At 43.2% G+C, this 20,170-nt stretch carries 23 protein-coding genes, 1 other RNA gene and 1 pseudogene; 8 read left to right on the plus strand and 17 right to left on the minus strand.

Going from position 1 to position 20,170, the window contains the following annotated elements:
* From GL182_RS24465 to GL182_RS21060, 11 genes and pseudogenes are all read right to left on the minus strand, one after another.
* A pseudogene (locus tag GL182_RS24465) lies at positions 1 to 184 on the minus strand (group II intron reverse transcriptase/maturase); the annotation flags it as partial.
* A 50-nt stretch (positions 185 to 234) separates the two neighbouring features.
* Positions 235 to 1,632: a sterol desaturase family protein gene (locus GL182_RS21025; RefSeq protein WP_163381771.1), complete on the minus strand. Its 1,398-nt coding sequence runs from the start codon at positions 1,630 to 1,632 to the stop codon at positions 235 to 237.
* 262 nt (positions 1,633 to 1,894) lie between these two features.
* Complete coding sequence (locus GL182_RS21030; protein ID WP_163381772.1) at positions 1,895 to 3,040, minus strand: haloalkane dehalogenase; 1,146 nt, start codon at positions 3,038 to 3,040, stop codon at positions 1,895 to 1,897.
* 49 nt (positions 3,041 to 3,089) lie between these two features.
* Positions 3,090 to 4,241, minus strand: a complete 1,152-nt coding sequence (locus GL182_RS21035; RefSeq protein WP_163381773.1) for a pectin acetylesterase-family hydrolase — start codon at positions 4,239 to 4,241, stop codon at positions 3,090 to 3,092.
* Positions 4,242 to 4,592: 351 nt separating this feature from the next.
* Positions 4,593 to 4,790, minus strand: coding sequence for a helix-turn-helix domain-containing protein (locus tag GL182_RS24350; RefSeq protein WP_240469917.1), 198 nt, complete (start codon positions 4,788 to 4,790; stop codon positions 4,593 to 4,595).
* Positions 4,791 to 4,802: 12 nt separating this feature from the next.
* Positions 4,803 to 5,504 carry an AraC family transcriptional regulator gene (locus GL182_RS21040; RefSeq protein WP_240469918.1) on the minus strand — a complete coding sequence of 234 codons (702 nt, stop codon included), beginning with the start codon at positions 5,502 to 5,504 and terminating at the stop codon, positions 4,803 to 4,805.
* Between the two features lie 18 nt (positions 5,505 to 5,522).
* The gene (locus GL182_RS24355; RefSeq protein WP_240469919.1) at positions 5,523 to 5,720 is read right to left on the minus strand and encodes a hypothetical protein; all 198 of its coding nucleotides are present in this window, start codon (positions 5,718 to 5,720) and stop codon (positions 5,523 to 5,525) included.
* The gene (locus GL182_RS21045) at positions 5,704 to 6,348 is read right to left on the minus strand and encodes an oxidoreductase (protein WP_240469920.1); all 645 of its coding nucleotides are present in this window, start codon (positions 6,346 to 6,348) and stop codon (positions 5,704 to 5,706) included. The genes GL182_RS24355 and GL182_RS21045 overlap by 17 nt, the downstream gene beginning before the upstream one ends.
* Before the next feature lie 345 nt (positions 6,349 to 6,693).
* On the minus strand, positions 6,694 to 7,446 hold the full coding sequence (locus GL182_RS21050; protein ID WP_163381774.1) for a LytR/AlgR family response regulator transcription factor: 753 nt from the start codon (positions 7,444 to 7,446) through the stop codon (positions 6,694 to 6,696).
* Positions 7,443 to 8,423 carry a sensor histidine kinase gene (locus GL182_RS21055; protein ID WP_163381775.1) on the minus strand — a complete coding sequence of 327 codons (981 nt, stop codon included), beginning with the start codon at positions 8,421 to 8,423 and terminating at the stop codon, positions 7,443 to 7,445. Before GL182_RS21055 ends, GL182_RS21050 begins: the two co-directional genes overlap by 4 nt.
* 460 nt (positions 8,424 to 8,883) lie before the next feature.
* The gene (locus tag GL182_RS21060) at positions 8,884 to 9,300 is read right to left on the minus strand and encodes a DUF2147 domain-containing protein (protein WP_163381776.1); all 417 of its coding nucleotides are present in this window, start codon (positions 9,298 to 9,300) and stop codon (positions 8,884 to 8,886) included.
* A gap of 500 nt (positions 9,301 to 9,800) precedes the next feature.
* Here GL182_RS21060 and GL182_RS21065 point away from each other — a divergent pair, with 500 nt between their 5' ends.
* Positions 9,801 to 10,031 carry a hypothetical protein gene (locus tag GL182_RS21065; RefSeq protein ID WP_163381777.1) on the plus strand — a complete coding sequence of 77 codons (231 nt, stop codon included), beginning with the start codon at positions 9,801 to 9,803 and terminating at the stop codon, positions 10,029 to 10,031.
* Positions 10,032 to 10,741: 710 nt separating this feature from the next.
* A complete protein-coding gene (locus tag GL182_RS21070) occupies positions 10,742 to 11,110 on the plus strand; it encodes a hypothetical protein (protein WP_163381778.1) in 369 nt (122 codons plus the stop codon).
* A 223-nt stretch (positions 11,111 to 11,333) separates the two neighbouring features.
* Here the strand turns inward: GL182_RS21070 and GL182_RS21075 are convergent, their stop codons facing one another.
* The 6 genes from GL182_RS21075 to GL182_RS21100 form a co-directional block, all read right to left on the minus strand.
* Positions 11,334 to 12,425, minus strand: coding sequence for an agmatine/peptidylarginine deiminase (locus GL182_RS21075; protein WP_163381779.1), 1,092 nt, complete (start codon positions 12,423 to 12,425; stop codon positions 11,334 to 11,336).
* Entirely contained in the window at positions 12,415 to 13,287 is an 873-nt protein-coding gene (locus GL182_RS21080; RefSeq protein ID WP_163381898.1) for a carbon-nitrogen hydrolase, read from the minus strand. Before GL182_RS21080 ends, GL182_RS21075 begins: the two co-directional genes overlap by 11 nt.
* Positions 13,288 to 13,349: 62 nt before the next feature.
* Positions 13,350 to 14,489 (minus strand): 1-acyl-sn-glycerol-3-phosphate acyltransferase, encoded by a 1,140-nt coding sequence (locus tag GL182_RS21085; RefSeq protein ID WP_163381780.1) that lies wholly within the window; start codon positions 14,487 to 14,489, stop codon positions 13,350 to 13,352.
* Between the two features lie 164 nt (positions 14,490 to 14,653).
* Complete coding sequence (locus tag GL182_RS21090) at positions 14,654 to 15,259, minus strand: DUF1080 domain-containing protein (protein ID WP_410492723.1); 606 nt, start codon at positions 15,257 to 15,259, stop codon at positions 14,654 to 14,656.
* A gap of 39 nt (positions 15,260 to 15,298) precedes the next feature.
* Positions 15,299 to 16,651 carry a Gfo/Idh/MocA family protein gene (locus GL182_RS21095; RefSeq protein WP_163381782.1) on the minus strand — a complete coding sequence of 451 codons (1,353 nt, stop codon included), beginning with the start codon at positions 16,649 to 16,651 and terminating at the stop codon, positions 15,299 to 15,301.
* 232 nt (positions 16,652 to 16,883) lie between these two features.
* The gene (locus GL182_RS21100; protein WP_163381783.1) at positions 16,884 to 17,231 is read right to left on the minus strand and encodes a hypothetical protein; all 348 of its coding nucleotides are present in this window, start codon (positions 17,229 to 17,231) and stop codon (positions 16,884 to 16,886) included.
* 160 nt (positions 17,232 to 17,391) lie between these two features.
* Between GL182_RS21100 and ffs the strand changes: the two genes are divergently transcribed.
* The 6 genes from ffs (at position 17,392) to GL182_RS21130 (ending at position 20,167) form a co-directional block, all read left to right on the plus strand.
* An RNA gene (ffs, locus tag GL182_RS21105) (signal recognition particle sRNA small type) lies at positions 17,392 to 17,478 on the plus strand.
* Positions 17,479 to 17,564: 86 nt separating this feature from the next.
* Positions 17,565 to 18,221, plus strand: coding sequence for a fructose-6-phosphate aldolase (gene fsa / locus GL182_RS21110; protein ID WP_163381784.1), 657 nt, complete (start codon positions 17,565 to 17,567; stop codon positions 18,219 to 18,221).
* A 90-nt stretch (positions 18,222 to 18,311) separates the two neighbouring features.
* On the plus strand, positions 18,312 to 18,515 hold the full coding sequence (locus GL182_RS21115; RefSeq protein WP_163381785.1) for a fructose-6-phosphate aldolase: 204 nt from the start codon (positions 18,312 to 18,314) through the stop codon (positions 18,513 to 18,515).
* A 1-nt stretch (position 18,516) separates the two neighbouring features.
* Positions 18,517 to 19,230 carry a cell division ATP-binding protein FtsE gene (locus GL182_RS21120; protein WP_163381786.1) on the plus strand — a complete coding sequence of 238 codons (714 nt, stop codon included), beginning with the start codon at positions 18,517 to 18,519 and terminating at the stop codon, positions 19,228 to 19,230.
* Between the two features lie 157 nt (positions 19,231 to 19,387).
* A complete protein-coding gene (locus GL182_RS21125) occupies positions 19,388 to 19,570 on the plus strand; it encodes a CPXCG motif-containing cysteine-rich protein (RefSeq protein ID WP_163381787.1) in 183 nt (60 codons plus the stop codon).
* Between the two features lie 72 nt (positions 19,571 to 19,642).
* The gene (locus GL182_RS21130; RefSeq protein ID WP_163381788.1) at positions 19,643 to 20,167 is read left to right on the plus strand and encodes a hypothetical protein; all 525 of its coding nucleotides are present in this window, start codon (positions 19,643 to 19,645) and stop codon (positions 20,165 to 20,167) included.
* Positions 20,168 to 20,170: the final 3 nt, after the last annotated feature.

The following is a 20,170-nucleotide window of genomic DNA, read 5'->3' on the forward strand; positions in this document are numbered from 1 at the left end:
GATGTTGCTCAGTAAGGGGCTGATTGGGGAACCCTGAGGAACTCCTTTTCTACGCCTGTGCAGTTTTCCGTTGATCTGGATCGGTGCACGGAGCCATTTTCGCCTGTCTGCCGCAGGCAGGGATGAGCCGCAGGGTGGTCGGACATTTTACCCTTCGGTAGATGAGTTGGATCAGGGTGCAGTATCAACGTTCGTACTTAACCGAAAGTTTCGTGCTTCGAAATCGCCTACTTTTCATATACTAACCGTTGTAGGGTGTGGGGCATTTGACCGAACCGATATCGAATAAAAAAGCTCATATCGTATCATGACTATCGGATATTTATCGTGTGCCCCGCCGATCACTTCCAGGTGTTCTATTTCAACCCCGTTTGTACTGTAGTTGTACAAATAGCTGACCACTGTATTTCCGTTGTCCGGATTGGTATAGGGTAAGTGGGATACCGTTGGCTGGAGTGCCCTCTGGTTGGGGTCGTTTCGCTGGTTCCAAAACGTCCTATTTCCTAGTATAGATATTGCCTGTGGTGTTACCAGAATAAAATTTTCCCTGTCGGCAAGTAGATTGAATTGGCTCAAACCATACTGGCTTTCCTTTGTACCCCCGGCACCGTGCAAGCTGAAAACAAGAGGGACAGGTTCGTTGCCCATATAACTTTCCGGAACATAGAGCAAATACTCCCTTTGAAGGTTGTCATGGCTGATGGTTTCATCGAACAGACCTTTTTCAGCCGTTTCTGTAATCACAACTTCCCCATTGTCTGCACAACCGGCAACTAGTGCCAGCACCCCTATTACGGCAATTGTTTTGATTGTAGATTTCATCATTATTTTTCGGTTTGCTTGATTGACACCCTGCTCCCTTACCCGATCCTTTTCCCGTTTCCAACGGCCTTTCAAAAATTGAAGGAGCGGTGAAAAGTTGATAATGATAGGGTTATGGCTTAGAAAGCCGGTGGTAACGCCATATTTCACTCTTTCTTCCTCTGGTTGATAGGTGCCGAATAGCCTGTCGAATAGGATGAGCATCCCGCCATAGTTTTTGTCGATGTACTTTTCATTGGAACCATGATGCACGCGGTGTGCCGATGGGGTATTGAAGAAAATCCCTTCCAAAAAACCGAGTTTGCCTACAGCCTCGGTATGGAGGAAGAACTGGAAAAACAGGCTGACCGCCAAACTGGTAACAATGATTTCCGGGGAAAACCCAAGCAGTACCAGCGGAATGTAAAACAAGGGACTGATAAAATTCCCAAGCCAGTTCAACCTCACAGCTGTGGTCAAATTCATCCAGATACTCGAATGATGGGTATGGTGCAACGTCCATAAAGCAGGCACTTCGTGGCTCAACCGATGGTACCAATAGTAAGCGAATTCGGTCACTAAAAAGGTAAGGGCGATGGTAAAAACACCGGCCGGAATCTCAAAAAACCGAAAAGAGGCCACCCAATCGAACACCAAATACTTCCAAGCGAGGGAAAGTGGTTTCAACAAGTTGTTGCCAACCAGTATCCCGAAATTGCCCAAGCTTTCTTTCAGGTTGAACACTGCTTTCTTTTTGGCATTTGACCAGATGATTTCTGCAACCAGGGCAACCAAAACGAACCCTAGGAAATATACATTGATGGAGTCCATGATAATTTCAATTAGTTATTAGAATACAGAATTTTTAATTTTAGCTATTGACATTCACACAATAAAGATACGGGAGCTTGAGAGGCATTGACCTGTCAACAAAAGCAAATTGAACAAAATGGTGGGTTAACTGAACAAGGCTATCCTGTTTATGTCCAGCAAAAGACCAACGGTTTTAGGCACACATTTAAGCGAGCAAGAAATCGAAGGTTAATTGCTTTTTTAACCAATTCTGATGTTGAACAATCGGCTTTACGTCAAATCAGAAAGTGCCGTAAAACTCAACCAATCTGGTAGCTATCTCTACTCCCTGATCATGCTGCAGGAAATGGCCGGCTTCAGGAAGACGGTCATGCGGCTGCCCTTCAGCCCCTGGAACCTCATCAATAAACTTTTGCTGCGTTTCGCAACTGCCTAAGTTGCCAGGATCATTCCCACCCCAAATAGTCAGGAATGGCTTTTCGAATGCAGTAAGACCCGCCCAGGCATCCTCGTTGAGTCCGGGCATTTGATTGATCAATGACGGAAATGTGCGGACACCTGCCATGTATTCGCGGCTGGGGAATGGCACATCGTAGGCCGCTTCTTCTGCATCTGATAACGGGAACCAAGTGCCACTTTCTACTACCTCAGAAGCATGAAAGGTAGTGTCTTTCATGGCATAGTTTATCCATTCTCGAAAGCCCTCCTGCGGACTTCCTCCTCCAAAGAGCAATTCACAACCATTATAAAAGGGGAACTGTTGATCAGGAACGATTGCAAGCGGGAAGTTTAAATCTTCGTGTTCATTTGGATTTTCTACAGGTGTAAAAGGCTGAACGCCTTCAGGTATTATTATTAAATCTCCATTTCCGACACTAATCGTGGCAAACCAGTCCGGATTAAGTCCGGCTACCCGCAAACCGATCAAGCTGCCCCAGTCCTGCACAAATAAGTTGATGTCGGTTAACCCAAGGACCTGAATAAATTGCCCTAAGCGATCAGCATGACCCAGATAGCTGTAGTAGTTTATATCGATGGGTTTGTCAGAGCGTCCCATACCGATATGATCCATCGCAATGACCCGGTATCCGGCATCAGCCAATACAGGAATCATTTTCCTGTAGAGGTAGGACCAACTTGGTTGGCCGTGGAGCAATAATACCACTTGTCCATTAGCCGGACCGGCCTCTGCATAGGCTTGGCGTAATCCGTCTATTTCAACATACTTGTAGTCGTAAGGCCAGTCGGGTAAATTTTCAAATTGCGCTTCAGGGGTCCTGACGAACGCTATACCACCTGCTGTAGTTAAAATTTCAACTTCTGTTTCTTCTTCAGGAGAAACATCCATTTCATCAACTTGGCAGGAAACCGTCAATAAACCAATGGATAAGAATATAAATACGGGAATGAATTTGAGCTTTTTCATAATAAAATCGAATCTATTTTAACATTAAATTTCTGAGGTAAAAGATTGGCTAACATCCATCTTCGATGGAGAAAATTGTTGAGAATTTTTTTTTGATAAGTTTTTTCAATTCAATAACTGTTTCCCAACCCGCGCTTTCATTGATCATATCGGCGAGCCATTGCCTTACGGTTACGCCCCCTACTTCTACATTAAAACTCCTGATGATGTAGGTATGGGCATTACCATTATCAATCAAACTTTGGAAGCGCTCGGGGTGGGCGTTGTTAAGTTCTATAGCAGCTTCTATGAGTTGCGCTTCAAAAGCGGGACCTCCCATTGAAGCCGAGCCTACAGAGTCTTGTTTTGAAGAAATATACGCCATGCGGATATTATCGTCTTGTTGGAGCTGGTAGTCATGAAGACCCGTCAGGTTACCGTCTGACCCAATACAATCTGAACAACTCGAAGGTATAAAAGCATTAGAATTCCAATAAGTAAACAATCCCTCAAAGCCTCCTGGATTACCAATGCCTTGCCCTGAATCATTGACTACATAAATTCGGGCTTCGGGGTATAATTTTCTTACTAAGGGTAAAGCCGCATGTACTGCAAAGCCTCCTGCACTATTTCCGGCAAGTACAATTTTTTCAGGAGACGGATAGTTTTGAACAATTACATCAAGGGATGCTGATAAATTTTGTAGGCCTTTAAAGAAACGGTCATTTACACCATCGCCATCGCTATCCACTTCGTTATCGCCCGACATCATGGAACCATCGCAGTAAGGCACATACCCTACATTATAATTTGCAACAGGATTTTGCGGGTCGCTCGGGCTTAGTATCCCAAAAGGAATAAAAGGGATGCCCTCTTCAACTGCTGCACAAACTACTGGGCTACAAAACCCCCCTCCCTGCAGGAAGATCATCAGGTTATTGCTGCTTCCGTTTCTGGTGAACATCGAAAATTGTTTGCCGGTAAAACAAACGGGGCCATCTGCACTGTTAAAAACATGTTCGGTTACCCCAGGGCCTACAGTTGTTGAAGAAATAGGTGTAATGGTGCCCAGATACCTATCCACTCCTTGGTCATACAGTTGCTGAAAAGGGCGGGGCTCTACGGGTGCGATTTCAGGTTGTTGGCCTTCATCATCTGTGCAGCTCAAGAGCACCACAAACAGAGATAGAAGTAAGAAATGACTGATTTTAAACGTTTTCATTTTAACAAGATTTAAAGTATTTGTTGTTTTGAATACATCGTAAAATTATCTCATCTGATCGTGCTGATTCGGTGCAAACTGCCTGAACTGCACCAATCGGCAAGTCAATTGAACCGGTTGGGGGTTAAGGCTATTATCGGTTGTATCGCATCATGAAAATAATTGTTAGATAAAAAAATGAGCTTTTTGTAACAAGTTCACCTATTCTGTAAAGTTGTTCAGCAGGATTATCAATTTAACGCCTACCCGCCGTAGTTCATAGACATAGCCCAATACTGTTTAAAGATGGCATCTTGTACACGACAAGCCGCCTGATATTCATGTGGGCGAATTAAACCGATATACCTTTATTTAATTCTTTCTGTATTCACTGGGACTAAGCCCTGTTTTTGATTTAAAAAGATTGCTAAAATGCTGAGGGTATGCAAACCCTAAATGGTATCCAATTTCACTAATGGAATTGGAAGAATTCAATAAACGGTTTTTTGCTTTTTCAATAACAAATAGATGAATGTGCTCCTGTGCTGTTTTTCCGGTTTCCTTCTTCAATAGATCGCTCAGTTAATTTGTGGAGAGGTTTAGCTCCAGAGCGCAATATTTTACACTTGGTATACCTAACTCGATGGCTTTATCCGTTTTGTAGTAGCCTTTCAACAGGTTTTCAAACCTCGATACAAGGTCAACATTCAAATTGGAACGGGTGTAAAATTGGCGGTCATAAAATCGGATGCAATAATCCAACAGCAATTCAATGTTTGAGATGATCAGGCTTTGGCTATGCCTATCCAAATTTTGACTGTATTCCTTCTCTATTTTATCCAGGATCTCTTCTAACATTTTGCGCTCATCATCAGAGAGGTGAAGCGCTTCATTCACATCGTATTGAAAGAAAAAATAGGTATCAATTTTGTTTGCCAGATTGGATTTTTGGATAAGATCAGGATGAAAAGCCAGCGTCCAACCTTCATCTGCATCACTTTGTGACGGCATTTGAGCTTCCCAAATCGTTACTTGCCCTGGAGCGGTAAATACCAATGTCCCTTCTTCGTAGTCATAAGAGTTCTTTCCATAAAGCAAATTACCACAACCTATGTGTTTTAACGTGATTTGGTAGAGGTTGTTGATAGCCTTCACGCTCCGAAGATCGATTGAAGGCTTATACTCGTTTGTTTTTACTACCGAAACTAAAGGGTGCTTAGGCTTAGCCAGGCCCACGGCATTGTGGGCTTGGCTAATGGAATGGATGAAATACGATTCCCGCATGTTATGAATTACTTACTATCAGGGACTGGTTTTTTTCAACTGGCTGAGGATAATGTTATCAAAAGCGCTGTCACCCAACCATTTCCTCATTCCTACAAATGGCTTTGCCAAATATGCTTTCAAGTATCTGATTTTAGGCTTTCCAACCGTAGCAGCTTTGGCAATTTCCTTTCCCAGAACGTCCACGGGCGTAAGTTTATCATTGGTGGTATCCATGCTGGCAACAACCTTGTTTGCCAAGTGTGCATACGGCCCACTTACCCGAAACTTTCTTTTGGCTTTCCATGGCTATACCTCCCCATTCGGTTTTGATGCCGCCAGGCTCCACTACGACCACATCGATCCCAAACTGTTTCAATTCCAATCTTAAGCAGTCGCTCCATCCTTCGAGCGCAAATTCTGTGGCATGGTACCAAGCTCCGAAAGGCGTGTATATCTTCCCGCCCATTGATGAAATGTTGACGATCCGTCCGGATTTTTGCTTTCGCATGGTTGGGATCACCAGTTGTGTCAAATGGGCCAATCCAAAAATATTCACCTCAAACTGCCTTTTGGCTTCTTTAATCGGCACTTCCTCTACCGAACCATAAGCGCCATACCCGGCATTATTGATCAAAATATCGATTCTGCCCTCTTTTTCCAAAAGGGTATCTACCGCTTCTACGATAGACGCATCCTCGGTCAAATCCAATGCCACAACGCCCATTCCTTTGTCCTTCAAATCCTGCATACGTTCAACTCTTCTCGCCGCTCCACACACTTTATAACCTTGTTGACGAAGGATTTCGGCGGTTGATTTTCCCATGCCTGAACTTGCTCCTGTTATTAATGCTACTTTTTTCATGTCTGTTAGTTTATGCTGTTTATGTCAAAGCTTCAATGACAAGATGAGAAAATAAGGCGCTACTATCTTGCTTTTGCCCTGTGATTAATCCTCCATCTCTGATGGCAAATGGCTCTAACGGAGCAGCCGCTTCGTAATGGGTCTTGGGGTTTTCCTGGCTTCGGTTTCGATGGTGTATGCATTGATTTTGATGATGGAAACAAAATTAGATCAGGCTAAAATGGCCGACTAAATCATTTTAAAGAAAGACTAAAGGATTTCACAGATTGTACGTTTTATGCAGCGTTAAATGCAAGACTTCGGTCAAAAAACTGACTATTTCACCATTTTAACTAAGATACTACCTTATCTCTCCAACCATTCCTTAAATGGCGATACTTTCAACCGGCTGACCACGGCTTGCTCGGGTAACTGTACCCGAAGTTGTAAGATTATTTTTCGGTTGAAATAAGGCTCAAAAGATTGGATGGCCTCCTTGTTCACCAACAGCTGTCGGTTGATGCGAAAGAACCGGCTCGGATCGCAGACGGATTCCACGTATTCGAGTTTTTTAAAAATGGGATATTTTTCCCCTTCAAAGGTATAGAGGTACACGTTTTCATACTCCACGGTAAAAGCGGCGATTTCCTCCACTTTTTTGATTATAGATTTTTCTCTGTGCTGGGTCAGAAAGCTCTTTTGGAATTTCTTATCATCCTGTGTCTGCATGGTTACGGGTGCTGCATTTTTAGATTTCAAACTGCTGACCAACCTTTTGTACTTTTGGAGTGCCCCATGGATTTCTTCCTCTTTGAAAGGCTTGAGCACATAGTCTATCCCGTTGTTTTTGATGGCTTGGAGGGTATATTCATCATAGGCGGTGCAAAACACGATGGGCACGGTTACATCCACATGTTTAAAGATTTCGAAGCTCTTCCCATCTGCCAGCTGGATATCAAAAAAGAGAATATCCAGGTTTTTCTGGTATTTACTCAGGTACTGGACCGCTTCTGCTATCGACTCCAATTTTTCGATGACCATAAAATCGTCATCTTGCTCAATGATTTCCTGCAAAAGTGAGGCGGTATGTGCTTCGTCTTCCACAATTAAGGCATTCATCTTCTAAGCAGTTTTAATTGTACAAGAAAATGTCCGTCCTTTTCTTTAATTGCAACCCCATCCTGCTCGTTCAAAAGCGCATAACGCTTCCTCAAAACATCCAGGCCATAGCCGGAGCTTTCAGCCTCTTCAATTTTTGGTTGGAGGTTATTGCATACTTCGATATGACCGTTTTCCGTACTTACGATCTCAATGGTTAGCGGCTTTTTGGCGGTCATGCTGTTATGTTTGAAGCAATTCTCCACCACTACCTGCAATGCCATAGAAGGCAAATGCAACGCATGCAACTTCTCGTCAACCCCCAATTTTACTTGCATGGCTGCCTCGTTGCGGTTTTTCATGAGGAACAGGTACGACTCCAGTACCATCAGCTCTTCTGAAAGCGGTAGCGTCGAGTTATCGTCATGCCTCAATATTTGCCTGTAAAAGTCTGACAGGTTCATCGCGAAAGCCTCGGCATGTTGATGCCGTTGGCGCACCATGGAACGCAGCGTGTTCAAAGAGTTGAACAGGAAGTGCGGATCGACCGTTTTTCGCAGCGCTTTTAATTGGACCCTGTAATTTTCCTTCTGTATCTGCTCCTTCTCAATTAATAACCTCGAAATGTTTTCCTGCGTTTTGAGGGCATATTGAATAATCATAAAAATGATGGAAGCAAATATGATTCTCACTATTGATTGGGCCCTTAATGAATTTTCTACACCATCTGTCATGAACAGGAAAAAAAAACCGTTTAAAACCCCAATACAAGCAAGGATGCCCAACACAACTAGCAAAGCCCTATATTTGGGTTTTTTTACCCTCCAAAGTTCCCATAGCATGTACCATAACGTGTAACAGGTGATGAACCCAACCATCCAGTTACCGATAAAACCCAGATTAAAAATGGACTCCGTATCGGTGTTTGCATATATCCCCAAAAGGGGCAAAACCACGGATAGGGCAATGGGTAATAGAGTTTTTGTATTGAGTTTCAATTTTGAGAGTAGAATAGTTATACTTTGAATAACGCAACTAGTTACGAGTTTTTGATGTATCCACCAAAAATGGCGGTTCCAGGTTTAGGGAGCCTCCGAGGTGTCTTCACCAACCGACAGATGCACCCAATTAATTTTGGATGAGTTAGGCTTCCATCGTTGAGAATAAGGACGCATCCTATTCCGCTTTCTTCGATTTGTATGCCCTTTTCCTGGTAAAGTCGGCAAAGACAATTGTATCGGGTTCTGCGGTTCTATCTGCATTATCATTGAAAGGTTGTCCATAAGTCAAGCCAATAGTGCAACGCTATTAATAAACCCGTCACAGGAAATCGAATTGAATGGGTTCATGCGCTGCAGCTGCAATCCCTTTTTCAGCTTCTGAAAAGGACTGTATTCGTGCAAATAAGGATAGATGGACCAGCAACAACCCCATTATGGGTGCAATAGATTTCTTACGTTAAAGCCGTTTCCAATATTTTGTTCCGCTGAAAAAACCGTAGCTTGCCTTGATCTTTAAGGTTTTGTCATCTTCCAAAAACAGCGTGGCATCAAGGGTTCTCTTTGCTTTAGGTTGAAAGATGGTGCCACAGCAGAATTTTGTATCACTCTTCTTTTTAAAGTCCCTGAGCAATACAATTTTTCCATTTTCTTGTATCTTTTTGTTTTGTTCGGCATCTTCCGAAGAAAGCAACTGGCCAAAATACTTCCCCTCTTGTTCGTATATCAAAATTGTGATACTCTTTTCGGTGTCCTTCCACTGCCCCTCTATTTGTGCTTGTGCACAAAAAGAGAAAGCCATCAAGATCGATACAAAAATCAAGGGCATGTTTTTGGTTGGCCATTGGATTCGCCTCAAATTCACTGGAAATTTCATGCTTGTTTATGGTTGATTTACTCTAAGGTACGGCCTATTCTGCTCCATGTACTTGTCGAAAAGAGTGAACTGAACATAGATGTGGGTGAATTGAACGAACATACACTCAAAGGGACATATCTATTAAATCAATTCAACCGTACCGACCCCCCTTCCTAAACTCCGTTTGCGGCCACCGGGGCGAGCACCAAGGCGATGGGTGCCGTGCTGGCAACGCTCTCGATTTCTTTCTTCATTTTCATCTTATTGCTCCTGATGCCGTTCAACTAAATAAAGAAAAGTAGTATCGTATTATCGGCAGTCCCTTTTGGGATTATTGGAGTTGTAGCAGACTTACATTTGAAACACTTCCTTTTATTCTGTATTCAGCTATCAAAGGATAAACTTTAAAATCAATTAGCGAGGGGGCTGGAATAATTGTTTGTTGCTTAAAACCTTCAACATATGTTAAGATTTTTTTAGCTATCTTTTAAATTTGGACTATAAAAAAAAATGGTTGCATGAAAAAAAATAGCTATTTTATTCTTTACGTTTTTCTTGCCTATTCCCTTTATGGGCAAAACGCAGAAAAAGGATTAAAGCTTTTTGTTCAATCAGACCTAGTCGCGTACACTACTGCCAGAGGCTGGAGCGCTTGGGCAACAGCTCAATACCGGCAAAGCAAGCTTTCATTGGTCTATGTCAATTATCCGAATAGTTTTAGAAGCATCTATGACGAGACCAGTATATAAAAGGTGCCAAAACCTGCCAAAAACCTGACCCGATTCACCTCAAAATCGAAACCTTGCGTATAAAAAACTGACAGGCCGGGTTCTGAACTGCAAACTTCGAGTTTAGAAGTACCCGGTTTTTTGGAAAATGAAAAAATTTCCGAAAAATTGTCAGTCCTGATTTTTTTCAAATAGCAGAGCAGTCAATTTTTAGAAAAAATCTTCGGTTTTAAGATTCAAAAACCAACTTCCGAACTGAAAAATTCCAGTTTTTATATTCAGGCCTGTCAGTTTTTGGTGGCCGCTTGTCAGTTTTTAGTCCAGGCCTTCTTGTATTAAGACCCCAGCTGCAGTTCGGAGCAGGCTTTTGGGATTTTGGAAGTACCTCTATAAACGGAACGGATTCATTAGAGAGTATGGTTTTGATGTAGCTTATTAGCGATTTTTTGTGGAAGAGTCTTTATGCTGGAGTTCAGGTAATGAACGCTTTGCAAAGTTTTGTTGATGAGGACAATCAGAAAATTGGTAGGGGCTTTCAGATTTTCAAAACTTTTAGAGTGGGCTATTACGTTAAACTATTTAGAAACATATTATTTATTGAACCATCTTTAGCTATTACGCACCGTCCATATCACACAAAAATGCCTGATTCCTTTAAACAACTTGATCACAAAAAGTCAAAATTCGTTGTCGGAGGACCGGGTCTGCATTTTGGGTTTAATTTTTAATCGATGAAAACTATCTTGAATCTAACAAAATCAGTCATTTTCGTATTTTCATTCGCACTAATTTCATGCGAAAAAGAAGATCCCAATCTCTCCCCAACACATCTTTGCGAAGTGCAAAACCCAGCACAGGAAGTAGAATGGCTAAAAACTGCCATTGATGAAGTGCGTAGTGATGAATACTCCTATTATTCCACGGCTTTGTATCAAGGTGAAAGGGTCTTCTTCTATGGAAATTGCGACCCACTGGTCAATTATGCCTCATTCATCAGGAACTGTGCCGGCGATAATTTGGGAAATACAAATGAGCTTTATGATAGACTTTCAGAAATTAAAGTGGTTTGGAAGCATGAAAACTCAAAATGTAATTTTTGATATAATTATTTACCCCAAATAATCAATAGTTAAATGTTTAATAGATCCAATATCAATTGTCTTAATAATGTTAGGGTATAAAAATAAAAACCCTCGAAAAAGTCGATGGACTTGAGAAAATGTATACTAGCCGGCTCAGGAAAAGGGATCTGCACCTACGCCCTGTAAGTGCCAAATATATTTCCCTACCCTGTAAAAAGGAATTCCGTTTTCTGAATCCGGATCACAGATAAGCAGGCTCCTGCTGGCTGAGGCAATGGAAAGATCCCAGCCCCCAAATCAAATCCCAGGAATCTACTCCCACCACCTTTCTGTCGGGAAAACAGCCGCTGAGGATATCCAATGCCTTATCATCATTTTTGTCCCTGAAAGTAGGCACAATCACATGTTTATTGGCGATATAAAAATTGGCATAACTCGCTGGCAAGCGGGTGTCTTCGTAAATTACAGGGGAAGGCATGGGCAACTCCACAATATCCAGGGACTGCCCGTCCGGAAGCCTGAAAGTCTGCAGCATCTCCAGGTTTTCTTTCAATACCTGAAAATTCTCATCCTTTTTATTGGATTCAACCACAGTCACCACCTTGCTTTCGCTGACAAAACGGGTCAGGTCATCCACATGCCCATCGGTATCATCCCCAATAATCCCATCCCCCAGCCAAAGGATTTGTTGAACACCATAATAGTCCCTTAAAAAGTTCTCAATTTCCTGCTTGTTGTATTGGGGATTGCGGTTTGGGTTGAGCAGGCAGGCTTCTGTAGTCAGCAGGCTACCCTTTCCATTAAAATCTACCGAGCCTCCCTCCATGATGATGCCGGGTTTAAAGCAAGGGATACCCAAATGCAGGGCCACTTTTTCCGGAATCAAATTGTCCAGGTCATAGGGTGGATACTTGTTTCCCCATGCATTGTAGCCCCAATCCACAATGGCCTTGCCCATCTCCGGGTGCTTATTTAACAAAAAAGAAGGTCCATGATCCCTGCACCAGGCATCGTTGGTAGGGAAATGGTGAAAGAAAACCTGCTTCATGTCTGCACCGGAACGCTCAAGATGCGCCGTTGCAAAGGCCTGCATGGTATCATCCGCCAGCATGACATGCACCTTTTCCCCTTCTGTCAGATAAGCCACAAAGCGGCTGAAGGAGGGAAAGATACTATCAATCTTTCCCGGCCAGGAAGCCTCTTTGTGGGGCCAACTCAACCAGGTGGCTTCATGGGGGTGAAATTCGGCAGGGAAATAATAGCCCAAAGCTGCCGGAGCTACAGGGTCCTTCCCAGAAAAACCCTTAAAGTTAAACTTGGGGTCAATTTTCATCCAGGTAACGCTTGAGAAGTGGATCATAACTATCTATCCTTCTGTCCCTGAGAAAGGGCCAATGCGTCCTGTAACTGTCCGATTGTGTCAGACTTACAGCGACCACTTCTACCGTTTCTTCCAAATGGGGGGCCTGAAAAATGACTTTTCCAAAAGCATTGGTAACAAAAGACCCTCCCCAAAATTGTAATTCTCCCTCCTTACCGGTCCGGTTCACCGAAACCACCGGCACACCATTGGCCACGGAATGGGATCTCTGGATGGTTTGCCAGGCCTCGTATTGTTCCTTATTGGTGGCCGGATCCTGTGATTCATGCCATCCAATAGCGGTGGGGTAAAATAAAATATCTGCGCCCATCAGGGAAGTGATTCTGGCCGCTTCCGGATACCACTGGTCCCAGCAAATCAGTATACCCAGTTTACCATACCTGGTGGAAAAGACTTTATAGCCCAGATCACCGGGAGTAAAATAAAACTTTTCATAAAAACCCGGGTCATCCGGGATGTGCATTTTGCGGTATTTACCCAAATAGCTGCCATCTGCATCCAGTACGGCAGTGGTATTGTGATAAATCCCCTCCGCCCGCTTTTCGAAAAGGGAGGCGATGATGACAATGCCCAGCTCTGCCGCCAGTTTCGAAAAGACTTCCGTGCTGGGACCGGGAATTTTTTCAGCGAGCGAAAAATTTTCATAAGCCTCCACATCACAAAAATAAAGGGACCTGAAAAGCTCCTGCAGGCAAACTATTTTGGCTCCCTGCCCGGCAGCCTTGTAAATGGCCGCTACTGTTTTTTCAACATTTGCTTCGGGTTCTCTCCCGCAAGTCAGCTGCACCAAACCAATATTTACTTTTTTCTCTATCAAAGCAGTGCTATTTATATTTGATATTGTAATTCCTGAATATTCAACCCATCCTCAACCTATCAGGTAGTCAACTGTTGCATTTTCTCCTTATGGATTACCGGATTGGCGTACATGGCAAGAAAATTCCTGACTGCCACCGGGTTATCCAATGCCACGCCTTCTCTCATTCTCGCCTGAAATTCCTCTTTTTCCAGAACAGTATATTGGTCTTTATGTTCGGCTGTTTGGTTGAGCAAATCCAGGGCGATGTAATTGGTAGGCCATAAGCGGTAGTTTTTCACTATTTCCTTATCCAGTTCCTCCACCAGCAGTTGGAGTTGCTTGTTGACCGTATTTTCCTTAGTGAATATGGCCTCAATTTCTTTATCCGGTAGTTTCCCGACAGAAATATGGATCCGCTTTTTTTGGCCCATAATGCCACTCATCAGGGTTCTGAAATCTTCATTCTTCTGTTTCACATAGGTTTCTTCCCTGGCCTTTGCTAGCAGCTCTGGCATTTTGAGCATATCGGTAGGGTCATTTTCATAAGAAATTGAAATGGGCACTATCTTAAGCTTCTTAAAATATTCTTTCAGGGGCATCTCTCCGGAAGCTTTGGAAAGCATTTTCAGCACTCCCTTTTGGGTCAAATCCATTCCATCCTTGGTTCTTCCTTCCCTTTGGGCAATCCATACAGACCTGTTTTGAGAAAAAATAGCTTCCCTGATGAATTCAGCATTGAGCATGGAATATTCCAGCATGGCTTTATGGCTGAGCCCCCTGTGCACAATAAAATTCCGGGTCAGTCTGGACAATGTTTTTAAAAATGGTTTTTTTACCAGGTTATCTCCAATGGCTGAAGTAGTCATCAGAAGGCCATGCTCATACAGGGTAGTATTTAAAAGGGAGGTATCCAGTATGATGTCCCTGTGATTGGATACAAACAGGTAAGCGGTATTGGGTTCAAGCTTTTCAAATCCCGAAGTGGTGAGTCCATTGGAACTGATTGCCAATACCTTTTGCACGGAATGGTAAATAAAATTGATCTGAAAATCACGAATGGAATGGGTTTTGAGTAGCTGCGCTGTCCATTCTTCATCCGTTTTATCCGGAAAAGTAAAATTCATCATCGCTTTCATCATGGGATGAGCAGCAACTTCTTTCAAAGCCTGGTTGACTTCACTATCATAAAAAGGTCTTATCGAATCAAATTTGGACATGCTATTTCTTTTAACAGGATGCAAATTACAAAAAATGGCCCAAAGGTTCCTTCCTTTCGTCAAACAATAGTGCTAAAACACAAAAGCCCTGAGATTTCCAGGGCTTTTGTGTGACAAAGACATCAATGGCAGAAGTAAGAAATCCTGCCAAAGGAGAGAATCAATTACAGGGTCTTTACTTTGATGTTTTTCCAGGAGATCTTTAAGCCTCCACCGCTGTGAATTTGCAGGGCAAGCTGTCCTTCTCCTTCTCCGATCTTTTCATCGGTATAATCTACCATTTCCACGCCGTTTAACCAGGTGGTCACGTGATCGCCTTCTACCCGAATCTTAATGTCATTCCACTCTCCGAACTTAAGGTGTTTGTCCTTTTCAGGATCAGGCTTGATCAACCAGCCCCTGCCATAAGACTCATAAATCCCTCCGGTGTCATTGCCCGGAGGAGCTACCTCTACCTGCCATCCGGATACCTTGGTACCTTCAAAGGTAGAGCGGAAAAAAATACCGCTGTTACCGTCCTGATCTTGCTTGAATTGGGCCGTCAGCTCAAAATCCTTGTAATTTTCTTCCGTCCCCAAATACCCGTATTCTGCATCAGGGCCACTTTCGGAAACCAAAATTCCGTCTTCAACATACCACTTTTCCGTGCCGTAAACGATCCATCCCGACAGGTCTTCTCCATTAAAAAGATCCTTCTCCCCGGAAGAAGCACAGGATAATAGCAAGGCCATGGCCAGCATCAGGCTACTGTTTTTTACAATTGTTTTCATCATTCGTTCTAGGTTTTACTTATCTTTTCTGTTTAAAATTTAAACCAACTTCATATTTACCGGATCCCACTGTATAAACTGATCCTGGAAATAACTGTCATTACACAGCAAGGCCGGGGCTGCTGCCCGGAAGGCAAAAACAGGATCCTCCACTACCTGCCCTCCTTCACGAATGGCTTGGAAGAAGTTTCCAAAATGATCATAGTGAGCCCCTTTGTATCCCGGCTCTACCTTATACACCATCTCATTGGGAGGAAGAATTTTCTTCCTGTCTGCAGCAGCTCCCCTCATTTTGGCCTGGGCTTCCATAAAAGGATCATCGCTGGCCGTCTGCTGATTGGTTTTGACCACTACCTCATCCCATTTCACATCCATAGACCCTTTACTACCTACAATCTTCAGGTAGGTGGATCCGCTGGTACCATCTACAAAATTACACCTTAATGAAAGGTTAAATCCCGGATGCTGTTCACTGTCCGGATATTGAAACATCCCCAATAATACATCGGGAACCTCTCTACCGTCCTTCCAATACCGCAAGCCCCCCATGGCTGAAATTTTATCAGGGCCCAGGGAGTTGGTGATGAAATGCAAACTGGTAAACAAATGGACAAACAAGTCCCCTGACATACCAGTCCCATAGTCCAGGTAATTTCTCCACCTGAAGAACCGCAAGGGATCAAAATCTCTTGAAGTGGTATTGGAAATATACCGCTTCCAATCAACGGTTTTTTCTGAGGCATCATCAGGAACCAGGTATTGCCAGGCCCCCTCCGGAGAATGTCTGGCCCAGAACCCCTCAGCATAATTGATGTCTCCTATGGCCCCTTCTGCCAACAGTTCCTTTGCCTTTTCATTCCCCAAACTGGAAATCCCCTGGCTCCCGACCATAAAAACTTTTCCTGATTGCTTCCAGGCATCGATCACTTCTTTTCCTTCCGCTACATGATGCACCATTGGCTTCTCACAGTAAACATGCTTTCCGGCATTCAGGGCATCAATGCTGATCTGCTTGTGCCAATGATCAGGAGTGCCAATCAATACGGCATCGATGTCATCTCTTTTCAGTATTTCTTTGTGGTCTTTTGTCAGGAACAAATGGTCACCCCACTTTTCTTTGGCTGATTCCAATCTCCCATCATACAAATCACATACTGCCGTAATCTGCACATTTTCATGCTGAAGTGCGGTATTCATGTCCTGAGTGCCCATGATTCCTGCTCCTATAAGTGCAATTTTAAGCTCCCGGTCAGCCACTTCCCCAGGATTCCTTTGCATTCGCAAGGGAACCAAATCCGATGCTTCCTGATGTGCAAACGCTGCCGGTGCCAAAGCCGATGCTGCCCCGGCCAGGCCCAATCTCCTTAAAAACTTCCGTCGGTTATTTTCCATTATTTTTCAGTTTGATCCAAACAAAGAATAAATATAGCCAAATAATAAAACATATTTTTATTCAATATGATAAACTTAATAAATAATTTAAAGGATCTCTTCATTGCTTGTGGGCTAGGCCTTTGGTTGATACCAAAAAAAATCCCTTCCTTAAAATGGAAGAGACTTTTTTTGTAGGTTAGTTCTAAATAGTTGGTTTAAATGAAAATATTTTTTAACAACTGAACGAAAGCTATTCTTGATTGGGCCCTTCCTGAATGGGTTGGTTCCGGTTACCATTGTTATTGTAGTTCGGATTATTCGGATCCATCATCCGCTGTTGTGGCCATTGAGGGACCAATTCTTTTTCCTCCAAACTAACCAGCTCATCGTTTTCAAAGGTGGCCAGCAGATAAAAGCGTTCATCTTTGTTGATGCGATATACCTTTTTTTCATTGTTCAACTGGCTGATGACGGCATCTTTGTTTTGTCGCAGAAATTTACTTTCGGACATCCCCAATTGATAGGGGATCCGGGGCTGAAACAAGGCACAGGAACCCATTAAAAATACCAAACTTAAAATACTCAGTGCTTTTACCATAATTTTTATTTTTATCATTATTTTGTCATTACCTAATGCAGGTCCCGTACGCATTAGAATAACAATAATTCTGCCAATAATTTTCTCATTGAGCCTAAAGCCATTACTCCTGCTAGTGTGAAATATTTTGCGGATGTGGTAATTTTATTTACCTTTGTACCGAGCGGCACGACCAGCTCCTGCTAAACCCCCCAGGTCCGGAAGGAAGCAAGGGTAGGCGGTTGTAGCGGTGCGATGCCGCTTATTTTTTTATCCTTTTCCCCAAGAGGTCCTGCTTTTTGTTAATTTTGAATTAAATTTACCAGCATACATCAAAAACCTTATTTATTTAGCATGAAATTCTTTATTGATACCGCAAATTTAGACGAAATAAAAGAAGCCTACGAACTGGGAGTATTGGATGGTGTAACTACCAACCCCTCCCTGATGGCTAAGGAGGGCATCAGCGGGGAGGACCAGGTAAATGCCCACTACAAAGCCATTTGTGATATTGTAGATGCCAATGTCAGCGCCGAGGTTATCGCCACGGATTTTGACGGTATGGTCAGGGAAGGAAAAGCCCTGGCGAAAATTGATGACAAAATCGTGGTCAAAATCCCCATGATCAAAGAAGGGATCAAGGCCATCAAATACTTTTCAAGTGAGGGTATTCGAACCAATTGCACCTTGGTTTTTTCAGCCGGGCAGGCCATATTGGCTGCTAAGGCAGGGGCCAGTTACCTTTCTCCTTTTATTGGAAGGCTGGACGACATTTCGTTTGACGGTTTGGACCTGATTTCGCAAATCGTTCATATCTATCAAAATTATGGTTTTGAAACAGAAGTTCTGGCTGCCTCTGTGCGGCATACCATGCACCTGGTGAAGTGCGCGGAGTTAGGCGCTGATGTGGTGACCTGTCCGCTAAAAGTGATTACAGGCTTACTGAACCATCCCCTTACCGATAAAGGTTTGGCTCAATTTCTGGCAGATCATGCCAAGGCCAATAAATAAAATAATCAAAGGGCAGGTTACAACCTGTCCTTTTTTGGTTACAATTGATTCTAACAGACAGGAAGTATTACAAGTAAAACCCTGGGGCGCATGTATATCATTAAAGTAAAAGGAAAGGCCAAAATCCCGGATTACATTCAGATCAGGGACGAAAATTTTGTTCTGGTAGCCTATTTCAGGGCAGATCGGCCATTAAAGAACATGGAAAAATTTGGTCTGGAAGGCAAAGAAGAAGCTTTGGAGCAATTGATCAGGGACCTTCCTTTCGGTAAACTTAAAAAACTCAGCCTCTGATATGATTTTCTCTAACGAGCCTGTAGTAAAAGTTAATAATGCCTGTATTTTTCAAGGCATCAATACGATCCTGAAAAATGTCAACTTCGATATTGAAAAGGACGAGTTCGTTTTTTTAATCGGGCGCACCGGCAGTGGTAAAAGTTCCTTACTCAAAACCCTTTATGCTGATTTGCCATTGATCATGGGGGAAGCCCAGGTGGTCGGCTATTCCATTGCCCATATCAAAAAGAAAGAAATCCCCTTTCTGCGGCGCAAACTGGGCATCGTTTTTCAGGATTTTCAATTATTCCCCGACCGCACTGTAGCAGAAAACCTCTATTTTGTACTCCGCGCCACCGGCTGGAAGGACAAAATCAAAATGAAAAATCGCATGATTGAGGTTTTAATGGGGGTAGGCCTCGGAGGGGCTGCCACCAAAATGCCACACCAGCTTTCGGGTGGCGAACAACAGCGGGTGGTTATTGCCAGAGCACTCCTCAATGAGCCTTCCATTCTACTGGCCGATGAGCCTACCGGTAACCTGGATCCTGATGTTTCAGATGGCATATTCAAGCTCTTCCAGGAAATCAACAAAAAAGGGACAGCTATACTGATGGCCACACACAACTACGAACTGCTCAAAAAATACCCTTACCGTATCCTTAAATGTGAGAATGGTCAGGTTTTGGATAGCAAAACAGCAGACATTTCCCTTTCAGGAACTGGTATTTGATTGGATCAAAGCCGCAGGCAAAACTTAAAGCTGCCATAGCGGCTTGCCTGGAAGCCATGCTCTGAGCTATGCGGTAATCCTTTTTCATGCGCCCATAGTACAGGCAACCTTTTTTATACAATTTGAGTAAAGTATAAAGACCAATCAGCAAATCCTTATGGAAATTGAACATTATTTTCAGTGCCCGTACTGCCTGGCAGAAATCTCCATGCTGCTTGATCCCAGTGTGCGTGAACAGGAATACATTGAGGATTGCGAAGTGTGTTGTCAACCGATCCAGGTAGCTTATGGAATAGAAAATGGAGAACTTCACTGGTTTAATGCATCTGGTATAGAGTAATGAAATTTTATTCAATTTAACCTTGAAAATCCTGCTACAGCCCTTATTTTAGGTGAAAAATTAGACAGGGATATGGTTAAAAATTTACTCTTTTCGCTCCTTTCACTTGCCTTTTTTCTGCCTTTTCAAATCCAGGCCCAGGTCGAGGAAGAAATCAAAACAGCCGGGCAGATTTATGCCTATGCCCAGCTTCATGGAGATCATGAGATCCTATTGGACTTTACCTACCCCACCCTCATTGAAAAAGCCGGAGGCAGGGATGCCATGAAAAACATTTTGAAACAAATTCAGGAAACCAAACAAAAAAAAGGGCAACACCTGACCTCCATAGAATTTGGCGATCGAATTGAATCGGTCATGGTCAAAGATGAAGTTCATGCCATCGTGCCCATTACCCTGATCACCAAAGTACCCGGAGGAACCCTCACCAGCAATAGCAACCTAATTGCCGTTGGCACGGAAAACCGGGAAAACTGGTATTTCATTGAAACCACGGCTCTGGAAGAAAGAAATATCCAAAAAGTTCTGCCCAATTGGGACCACAGCCTTACCTTACCCTTTAAAAAGCCTCCGGTCTACAAGGAAGACAAAAGGTAAAGC

The sequence above is a fragment of the Cyclobacterium sp. SYSU L10401 genome, assembly GCF_010993705.1.
Classification (GTDB): Bacteria; Bacteroidota; Bacteroidia; order Cytophagales; family Cyclobacteriaceae; genus Cyclobacterium.

What these genes read in the sequence shown, in the direction of transcription:
- GL182_RS21025 (WP_163381771.1), bottom strand. Translation starts at nt 1,632, where the DNA reads ATGGACTCCATCAATGTATATTTCCTAGGGTTCGTTTTGGTTGCCCTG.
- GL182_RS21030 (WP_163381772.1), bottom strand. Translation starts at nt 3,040, where the DNA reads ATGAAAAAGCTCAAATTCATTCCCGTATTTATATTCTTATCCATTGGT.
- GL182_RS21035 (WP_163381773.1), bottom strand. Translation starts at nt 4,241, where the DNA reads ATGAAAACGTTTAAAATCAGTCATTTCTTACTTCTATCTCTGTTTGTG.
- GL182_RS21040 (WP_240469918.1), bottom strand. Translation starts at nt 5,504, where the DNA reads ATGCGGGAATCGTATTTCATCCATTCCATTAGCCAAGCCCACAATGCC.
- GL182_RS24355 (WP_240469919.1), bottom strand. Translation starts at nt 5,720, where the DNA reads ATGGATACCACCAATGATAAACTTACGCCCGTGGACGTTCTGGGAAAG.
- GL182_RS21045 (WP_240469920.1), bottom strand. Translation starts at nt 6,348, where the DNA reads ATGAAAAAAGTAGCATTAATAACAGGAGCAAGTTCAGGCATGGGAAAA.
- GL182_RS21050 (WP_163381774.1), bottom strand. Translation starts at nt 7,446, where the DNA reads ATGAATGCCTTAATTGTGGAAGACGAAGCACATACCGCCTCACTTTTG.
- GL182_RS21060 (WP_163381776.1), bottom strand. Translation starts at nt 9,300, where the DNA reads ATGAAATTTCCAGTGAATTTGAGGCGAATCCAATGGCCAACCAAAAAC.
- GL182_RS21065 (WP_163381777.1), top strand. Translation starts at nt 9,801, where the DNA reads ATGAAAAAAAATAGCTATTTTATTCTTTACGTTTTTCTTGCCTATTCC.
- GL182_RS21070 (WP_163381778.1), top strand. Translation starts at nt 10,742, where the DNA reads ATGAAAACTATCTTGAATCTAACAAAATCAGTCATTTTCGTATTTTCA.
- GL182_RS21075 (WP_163381779.1), bottom strand. Translation starts at nt 12,425, where the DNA reads ATGAAAATTGACCCCAAGTTTAACTTTAAGGGTTTTTCTGGGAAGGAC.
- GL182_RS21085 (WP_163381780.1), bottom strand. Translation starts at nt 14,489, where the DNA reads ATGTCCAAATTTGATTCGATAAGACCTTTTTATGATAGTGAAGTCAAC.
- GL182_RS21090 (WP_410492723.1), bottom strand. Translation starts at nt 15,259, where the DNA reads ATGAAAACAATTGTAAAAAACAGTAGCCTGATGCTGGCCATGGCCTTG.
- GL182_RS21095 (WP_163381782.1), bottom strand. Translation starts at nt 16,651, where the DNA reads ATGGAAAATAACCGACGGAAGTTTTTAAGGAGATTGGGCCTGGCCGGG.
- GL182_RS21100 (WP_163381783.1), bottom strand. Translation starts at nt 17,231, where the DNA reads ATGGTAAAAGCACTGAGTATTTTAAGTTTGGTATTTTTAATGGGTTCC.
- fsa (WP_163381784.1), top strand. Translation starts at nt 17,565, where the DNA reads ATGAAATTCTTTATTGATACCGCAAATTTAGACGAAATAAAAGAAGCC.
- GL182_RS21115 (WP_163381785.1), top strand. Translation starts at nt 18,312, where the DNA reads ATGTATATCATTAAAGTAAAAGGAAAGGCCAAAATCCCGGATTACATT.
- GL182_RS21120 (WP_163381786.1), top strand. Translation starts at nt 18,517, where the DNA reads ATGATTTTCTCTAACGAGCCTGTAGTAAAAGTTAATAATGCCTGTATT.
- GL182_RS21125 (WP_163381787.1), top strand. Translation starts at nt 19,388, where the DNA reads ATGGAAATTGAACATTATTTTCAGTGCCCGTACTGCCTGGCAGAAATC.
- GL182_RS21130 (WP_163381788.1), top strand. Translation starts at nt 19,643, where the DNA reads ATGGTTAAAAATTTACTCTTTTCGCTCCTTTCACTTGCCTTTTTTCTG.